The sequence below is a fragment of the Acidithiobacillus sp. genome, assembly GCF_023255755.1.
GTDB lineage: Bacteria > Pseudomonadota > Gammaproteobacteria > Acidithiobacillales > Acidithiobacillaceae > Acidithiobacillus.
Genome location: NZ_JAGDVS010000106.1, coordinates 1 through 7,847, shown reverse-complemented (window position 1 = coordinate 7,847; position 7,847 = coordinate 1). Strand labels below are relative to the sequence as shown.

At 61.4% G+C, this 7,847-nt stretch carries 6 protein-coding genes; 3 read left to right on the top strand and 3 right to left on the bottom strand.

Annotated features, from left to right (window positions below):
- The 3 genes from Q0C48_RS07420 to ispD all read right to left on the bottom strand — a co-directional run.
- The coding region (locus Q0C48_RS07420) for a tRNA pseudouridine(13) synthase TruD (RefSeq protein WP_291523010.1) at positions 1-922 on the bottom strand (922 nt) is incomplete at its 3' end.
- The gene (gene ispF / locus Q0C48_RS07415) at positions 915-1,394 is read right to left on the bottom strand and encodes a 2-C-methyl-D-erythritol 2,4-cyclodiphosphate synthase (RefSeq protein WP_291523008.1); all 480 of its coding nucleotides are present in this window, start codon (positions 1,392-1,394) and stop codon (positions 915-917) included. The genes Q0C48_RS07420 and ispF, both read right to left, overlap by 8 nt.
- Before the next feature lie 4 nt (positions 1,395-1,398).
- Entirely contained in the window at positions 1,399-2,112 is a 714-nt protein-coding gene (ispD, locus tag Q0C48_RS07410; protein WP_291523006.1) for a 2-C-methyl-D-erythritol 4-phosphate cytidylyltransferase, read from the bottom strand.
- A 152-nt stretch (positions 2,113-2,264) separates the two neighbouring features.
- Here ispD and mfd point away from each other — a divergent pair, with 152 nt between their 5' ends.
- The 3 genes from mfd (at position 2,265) to Q0C48_RS07395 (ending at position 7,709) form a co-directional block, all read left to right on the top strand.
- Positions 2,265-5,708 carry a transcription-repair coupling factor gene (gene mfd / locus Q0C48_RS07405; protein ID WP_291523004.1) on the top strand — a complete coding sequence of 1,148 codons (3,444 nt, stop codon included), beginning with the start codon at positions 2,265-2,267 and terminating at the stop codon, positions 5,706-5,708.
- 2 nt (positions 5,709-5,710) lie between these two features.
- The gene (gene serB, locus Q0C48_RS07400; protein ID WP_291523002.1) at positions 5,711-6,829 is read left to right on the top strand and encodes a phosphoserine phosphatase SerB; all 1,119 of its coding nucleotides are present in this window, start codon (positions 5,711-5,713) and stop codon (positions 6,827-6,829) included.
- Between the two features lie 136 nt (positions 6,830-6,965).
- Complete coding sequence (locus tag Q0C48_RS07395; RefSeq protein WP_291523000.1) at positions 6,966-7,709, top strand: glutathione peroxidase; 744 nt, start codon at positions 6,966-6,968, stop codon at positions 7,707-7,709.
- The last annotated feature ends 138 nt before the right edge of the window (positions 7,710-7,847 follow it).

Sequence of the window (7,847 nt, the reverse complement as noted above, 5' to 3'; positions counted from 1 at the left end):
GCCGGGCGGCATCCAGTCCCTGTTCCGCAAGGCGTTGTGCCCAGTGCAGGCCATCGTCTGCTGCACCAGCGATGATGGGTCCGGCACTCAGGGCCGATGCCTCTAGTACAGCGGCGACAGTGGCTGGCGCCAGCCCACCACGACCTGGCAGAGGGCCGGTAGGATGCAGGTCCCAGTCAGCGGCGCGCACCTGCAGATCCGTCAGATCATCGTCTTCCGCCAGAAAAATGCTGTGCGAGCCCGCCAGCTGCACGACTTCACCCGGCAGAATCTCCGTCCAGTTGGCTTGCCGCACCCGCTCAGCGAGGACCAGATTGAACAGGGCGGAGCGGGCAGCGGACCAGAGTAGGCCGCGCCGATGGCGGTCTACCCGCATCGGCTGCCCGGATAGCAGTCGCGCGGCCTCCTGCAAATTACGATGCCCGAAGCGCTGGGCGCCAAAATAGTTGGGGAACCCACTTTGCGCGAGACCTTGCAGACGGGTGTCCCAGAGACTGTGCTCTCCCGTGGTGGCGCGCAAAATGAGCTGGAAGTGATTGCCACGTAGCACACCCCGACGCAATTTACGGTCATGGCGGCTGATCTGCTGAAAGTGCAGGCTGTCGTCTTCCAGACTGGCCCAGTCCGGATCGGGCCCCGGCGTGGCCGGCACCGTAAAACTCTGCCGGGTAACGGCATGGCGATCCTTGAGACCGGCAAAGCCTACATCGCGGACCGCCACCCCCGCGCAGCGCGCCAGGCGATTGGCCACATCCTGAGTATTGAGGCCGCGCTTCTCTACCCCCAGCCAGTGATGGGCGCCCACCCCCGATGCCGTAAAGGGCAGCAGTTCCGTGACCTGAAAGTCTTCTGGAGCCTGCCGCAATTCGGCGCCGAGCAGGCCGCCCTCTGCGGGATAGATGCGCGGCGGACTTTCAGACATGCTGAATCAGAACGACGGCGTGGGCGGCAATGCCCTCACCCCGACCGGTATAACCCAATTGCTCGGTAGTGGTCGCTTTGACGTTGACCGCATCGAGCTCCACGGCGAGGTCAGCGGCAATATGGGCACGCATCTGCGGGATATGAGCTGCCAATTTGGGACGCTGACAGACGATGGTCGCGTCCACATTGCCTACCGAAAAACCTTTCTCCCGAACCAACTGGTGACAATGCCGGAGCAGGATCCGGGAATCTGCGCCCGCGAAACGGACGTCGGTGTCGGGGAAATGGCGACCGATGTCGCCCAGGGCAGCCGCCCCCAGCAGTGCATCGCAGATGGCGTGAAGGAGCACGTCAGCATCGGAGTGGCCGGCAAGGCCGAATTTGTAAGGGACCGTCACACCGCCGAGAATAAGGGGTCTACCCGTCACCAACGCATGTACGTCAAAGCCGTGACCAATACGCAGTTGCATGGGGTTATTCTTCCTTATCACGCGCTGCAAGAACGGCGGCTGCCAGCACGAGATCATCCTGCAGGGTGACCTTGATATTGTCACCATGCCCATGAATCAAACGGGGGCGCCAGCCCTGCCATTCCATCGCCGAGGCCTCATCGGTGATCTGCAGATTCTGTCCGCGCGCTGCTTCCAAAGCAGTCAGCAGGGCACCGAGGGGAAAGGCCTGGGGTGTGAGAGCACGCCACAACCCCTCACGATCTACAGTGCCCAAGGAATGGGCATTCTCAGCGCGCTTCAGCGTATCGGTAACCGGTACGGCGAGAAGAGCACCCTGGGGCGAATGTGCCAGGCTATCGAGCAGGAGTAACAGGTCTTCGCGACGCAGGCAGGGCCGGGCGGCGTCATGCACCAGCACCCAATCGGACACCCCTGCCCCCTGCCGCAGCAGCGCCTCCAGACCGAGGCGCACCGAATCCGCACGCAGAGCACCACCAGCGACAGGGGACAGGAACGGCTCCTGCATGGGTCCCAGTAACTCCCGCCAGGCTCCTGCCGCAATATCCTCGCCCGGCAGAACCAACTGAATGCCGGCAACGCGCGGTTCCCGAAGGAAGGCCGCCAGGGTATGGGCAATGACCGGACGACCGCGCAGCAGGACGTACTGCTTGGCCTGCGCCGCTCCAAACCGCTGTCCCCGCCCTCCCGCTGGGATCACCACCCAGACGCGCTCCATGTGAACCTCCCGACTTTATGGACCAAAACTGTAAACCCGAAGTATCCGCAGTCTTTCGCGAGGACGCAACAAAGCAGCACCCCGTTTTGCAGTTTCCACAGCCCCCCTTTACACTAGGACACTTCAGAGTCCCCACATAAGATCAGACATTCTTGGATCGAAGTCTTTCTCTCGGCACCCCACCGCGCACCGGGGCGGCACGCGCATTTAGTCAAATTTACGGTGCTGCGGATAGCTGGCTGGCGGCGCAGATGGCGCGGCAGTGGCAGCGCCCGCTGCTGATTCTGCTGCCGAACGCCCGCGACGTGGAGGAATGGCAGCGCGAGTGGCGTTTTTTCGCACCGGACTTACCATCGCCGCTGATTTTCCCGGACCGCGAAATCCTTCCCTATGATCGCCTGGCGCCGCCGGCAGATGCCACGGCCACCCGGCTGGCTACCCTCGCTACTCTGCCGGAATGGCGTGGTGTTTGTCTCGCCCCGCTATCCGCCGTCCTGCAACGCCTGCCACCACGCAGTTTTCTCGACCAGCACGCTTTTGTCCTCGCCGTGGGCGACCACCTCAGCCCAGAGGGTTTCCGTCAGCGTCTGATCGACGCCGGCTATCACAATGTCAGTGAGGTTTCGGAGGCCGGCGAATTGGCCTGGCGCGGCGGGATCATTGATCTCTTTCCCAGTGGCAGCCCCCTGCCCTACCGCATTGAACTCTTCGATAGAGTAGTGGAGAGCATCCGCGCCTTCGACCCGGAAACCCAGCGTACCCAGCAAAAGGTCGAGCGGGTCTCTCTGCTCCCGGCGCGAGAGGTGCCGGTGGACGCTGCCGCGCTGCAGGAATTTCGCAGCCAGTTCCGCGCCCGCTTCAGCGGTGATCCACAACGTGCCGAGATATACCGGGCGGCCAGTCGCGGACAAGTACCCCAAGGCGCCGAGCATTATCTCCCGCTCTTCTTTCCCGAGAGCAGTCATCTGCTGATGCACTTTCCCAAAGACGGTATCGTCTTTCTGCCCCCCGGCCTGGAGGCATCCGCCCGGCACATTCGCCAGGACTGGCGGGAGCGCTACGAGGAACGGGCTCATGATACGGCATATCCCATACTGCCACCCGACGAACTGCTCCTATCCCCCAGTGAATGGGAGGATGTCCTGCGCGGTCGGGCGCTGGTATACGGGCAACAGGAAGGCGACGCGGAGCATCTGCCGACTGCACCCCTCCCCGGTCTCCATGGCAGCCCGGAATCGCCACTGGCCTCACTCGATACCTTTCTGCGCCACCTGCCGACAGCGGGCCGGGTCATCCTCGCCGCTGAATCGCCGGGCCGCCAGGAAGCCCTGTCAGAACGGCTTGGCAAGAGCGGACTGCTCCCCACCCGGGTTCAGGACTGGCCGGAGTTTTTGGCTGGTACGGAACGGATCGCCATCACCGTGGCGCCCCTGGAACGCGGATTGCTCATCAAGGAAAATGGCTTAGTCAGACTGGCGCTGGTCTCCGAGGCGCAAATTTTTGGTGATCGCGTTTTTGCCCAGCGGCGCAGCACCAACGCCCGGCAGCGCAGCATTGAAGGCTTGGTCCGCGATCTCGGCGATTTACAGCCGGGTGACGCCGTTACCCATGAGGAATACGGCATCGGCCGTTTTCAGGGCATGGCCACGCCCTTTGCCGCGCAAGGCGACATCAATGAATACGTGGTCCTGGAGTACGCCAACGGCGATCTCGTCTATGTCCCAGCGGATCATCTGGATCGCATTGCGCGCTATGTCGGTAACGGTGCGACGGAGCCAGTGCTTTCCCGCCTGGGCAGCAATCACTGGGAAAAAGCCAAGGCCAAGGCGCGACAAAAGGCCATTGACGCTGCCAGCGAACTGCTGGATATCTATGCGCGCCGCGCGGCGCGCACCGGCCGGGCTTTTGCCGCACCCGATGACGCCTACTGGGAATTCGTGTCCCGCTTCCCCTTTGAGGAAACCCCGGATCAGCAGCAAGCCATCGACGCCGTCATTGCCGACATGACCAGCCCCCACCCCATGGACCGCCTGGTCTGCGGCGATGTGGGCTTCGGCAAAACGGAGGTGGCACTCCGCGCGGCCTTTCTGGCGGCGCACAGTGGTGCGCAGGTGGCGGTGCTGGTACCCACCACCCTGCTCGCCCAACAGCATTACGAGAATTTCCGGGACCGCTGCGCCGGATTGCCCCTGCGGGTGGAAGTGCTCTCCCGTTTCCAGAATGCCAAAATGCACAAGCAAGTGCTCGCCGCCGTGGCCGCCGGGGAGGTGGATATCCTCATCGGCACCCATCGCCTGCTGCAAAAGGATGTCGCCTTCCACGACCTGGGTCTGCTGATTCTGGATGAGGAGCATCGCTTCGGCGTACGCCAGAAAGAGCGAATCAAGGCACTGCGTGCCGAGGTGGATATTCTCACGCTGACTGCCACCCCTATCCCGCGCACCCTGAATCTCTCGCTGGCCGGCCTGCGTGACTTATCCATCATCGCCACCCCCCCCCAGCGCCGCCAGCCGGTACGCACCTTTGTGCAGATCTGGGATGATGCGACGGTAATCGAAGCCTGCCAGCGCGAGCTGCATCGCGGCGGTCAGGTGTATTTTCTGCATAATGAGGTGCGCGACATTGAGCGCATGGCCACCACTCTGCGTCGCCTGTTACCGGAAGCGCGCCTGCGCGTGGCCCATGGCCAGATGCCCGAGGGCGAACTGGAAGCAGTGATGCTGGATTTTTACCATCAGCGCTTCGATATCCTCCTCAGCACCACTATTATCGAGTCAGGTATCGACAATCCCCACGCCAATACCATTCTCATCAACCGTGCCGACAAATTCGGTCTGGCCCAGCTCCATCAATTGCGTGGCCGGGTCGGTCGTTCCCATCAACGCGCCTACGCCTACCTCTTCACCCCGGATCCCCGCGCCATGAGCGACGATGCCCGGCGCCGCCTCGATGCCATCCAATCTCTGGAAGATCTGGGCGTTGGCTTTGCCCTGGCCAGCCACGATCTGGAAATCCGTGGGGCGGGAGAACTGCTCGGCGAAGAACAGAGCGGGCATATGGATGAAGTCGGTTTCACCCTCTTCATGGAATGGCTGAACGATGCGGTGGAGGCCATTCGTGCCGGACGTGATCCCCGCAGCCTGGAAGAACAGCGTACCAGTGGCCCGGAAATCCATCTCAACACGCCTGTGCTGATACCTGATGACTACCTGCCCGACGTGCACTTGCGCCTGCAACTTTATAAACGCCTCAGTGACGTGCGCAGCGATGCCGCTATCGGTGAGATCATGGTGGAGATGATCGACCGCTTCGGGCCCATTCCTGCACCGACCCGCACCCTGCTCTGCCAGACCCGGTTGCGTCTGAGTGCCATCCAGATCGGCATCGAACAAATCGACGCCGGTCCCGCTGGCGCCCGCCTGCAATTTGCCTCCGAAAATCAGGTGGCCCCTGAAAAAATCATCCAGCTCATCCAGCAGCCCCACAGTATCTACCAACTGGACGGCGAGCACCGCCTGCGCATTCGCCGCGATCTACCCGATGGCGAAGCACGCTGTCAGGAATTATTGCAACTCATTGACCAACTAAGGATTTAGCCATGAGCAGCACGCGCCTCGCCATTCTCAGTCCCGCCCCACGCGGCCCCATGAGGCTGCCGGCCAGTATGGGCCAACTGGTGGCGGATGTGGAAAGCCACCAGGAAGTTTGGGGATGCTGGCTGCAAAGCTGGGATTTGCCGGTCACCGTCGGCGAAATCGCCCCATTCCTCGACGAACTCTCGCGCCAGGCCCTGCATCAGGAGCGAGAAGTGATCTGGGCTCCCATGAGCAGCGCCAGCAGTGCTGTACGTCTGGTGCTGCATGGTGCGGCACAGCCCGAGGCACTACGCCGGGCACTGACCACCCTGCATCTGCAAAGCTTTATGCCGGGTCGCGTGCTCCATTGCCAGGGAGACGATCTGGCCCTCGTCCTGCACGGTCCCAGCGGCCCCTTGGGCGCCAGCAACCACCGTCTCATTGAAGCCCTGGAAGGCATCTTTCTGGATATTGCCGTGACTCCGCTCTGGGGCAAGGGTCATTTCCGATTATTGCTGGCCGATATGGACTCGACCTTAATCGGCATTGAATGCATTGATGAAATGGCCGAGCATCTTGGTCTCAGGCGCCAGGTCGCCGCCATCACCGAACGCTCCATGGCAGGCGAACTGGATTTTCAAACCTCCCTGCGCGAGCGGGTACGTCTGCTGGCCGGTACACCAGAGAGCACCATCGACACCATCATCCGTGAGCGCTTGCGGCTCAGTCCCGGTGCCCGCGAACTGGTGGCAGCGGCCAAGGCGCAAGGAGTGGAGGTCGGTGTCGTGTCCGGCGGCTTCACCCAGTTTACCCGCCACCTGCAAGAAGCGCTGGACCTCGACTACGCCTTCGCCAATACCCTGGAGATCATCGACGGGCAAATCACTGGCCAGGTGCTCGGAGACATCGTCGATGCCGCCGCCAAAGCCGACCTCCTCGACCTGCTGGCCATCAGTCTGGGCACCGATGCCAGCCATTGCATCGCTATTGGCGATGGCGCCAATGACCTGCCCATGATCCGCAAAGCGGGCGTTGGTATTGCCTATCATGCTAAAGCGGTCGTCCGCGCTCAGGCGGATTTTCAAATTCGCTATGGTGGTCTCGACACAGCATCTACCTATCTCGGCTGGGGCAACGCCTGAGAGGCGCACACCGACAGTTCCTATCTAATACTTGTTTTTGTTTTAGACTATGTCTACTATCAGTCCATGTGCAGCACAGGGCGATCTGATGCACATCGGCAATGGTGCCGCAACTGCAGCGCAAATAGGAGACTAGATGAAACTGACCAGCATAGAAGGCCAAAGCGTTCCCCAGGTCGTATTCCGCACCCGCGATGATAATCAGTGGCGCGACGTCGGCACCGACGAACTTTTCAAGGGCAAGACCGTGATCGTGTTCTCCCTGCCCGGCGCCTATACCCCAACTTGTTCCTCCAGCCATCTGCCGCGCTACAACGAACTTGCGCCGACCTTTCGCGAAAATGGCGTAGATGACATCCTTTGCATGTCGGTGAATGACGCCTTTGTCATGGATGCCTGGGCCAAAGAACTGGCTGTCGAAAACATCCACCTGATTCCCGATGGTAATGGTGAATTCACGGAAGGCATGGGCATGCTGGTGGACAAGAGCGAACTTGGCTTCGGCAAGCGTTCCTGGCGCTACTCTATGCTGGTGAAGAATGGCGTCATCGAAAAAATGTTCATCGAGCCCGACAAGCCCGGTGATCCCTTCGAGGTGTCTGATGCGGATACCATGCTCCACTACCTCAACCCGGAGGCACGCGACCCCGAATTCATCACCGTCTTTACCCGCGAAGGCTGCCCGCATTGTGCTCGCGCCAAAGCACTTTTGAAGAGGCACGGCATGGCTTTTGAAGAGATCAAAACGGGTATGGGTACCGGCGTCAGTTCGCGGACGATTCGCGCGGTGAGCGGACGTTCGACCGTGCCGCAGGTCTTTATCGGCGGCAAACACATCGGCGGTGCCGACGATCTGGAGAATTACTTCGGCGGGAAGTAAAGTCTTAACACCTGCTCTGGGTCGTTACCCGCTTTAACACCCCGCAAAACGGAGACGTCATGACGCAATCCTATGATCTCATTGTTATCGGTGGGGGCAGCGGCGGCATTGCCATGGCCAACCGCGCCGCCCGCTATG

Bases quoted from the DNA above. Each gene is read 5' to 3' on its own strand.
- ispF (WP_291523008.1), bottom strand. From the start codon at position 1,394: ATGCAACTGCGTATTGGTCACGGCTTTGACGTACATGCGTTGGTGACG.
- ispD (WP_291523006.1), bottom strand. From the start codon at position 2,112: ATGGAGCGCGTCTGGGTGGTGATCCCAGCGGGAGGGCGGGGACAGCGG.
- serB (WP_291523002.1), top strand. From the start codon at position 5,711: ATGAGCAGCACGCGCCTCGCCATTCTCAGTCCCGCCCCACGCGGCCCC.
- Q0C48_RS07395 (WP_291523000.1), top strand. From the start codon at position 6,966: ATGAAACTGACCAGCATAGAAGGCCAAAGCGTTCCCCAGGTCGTATTC.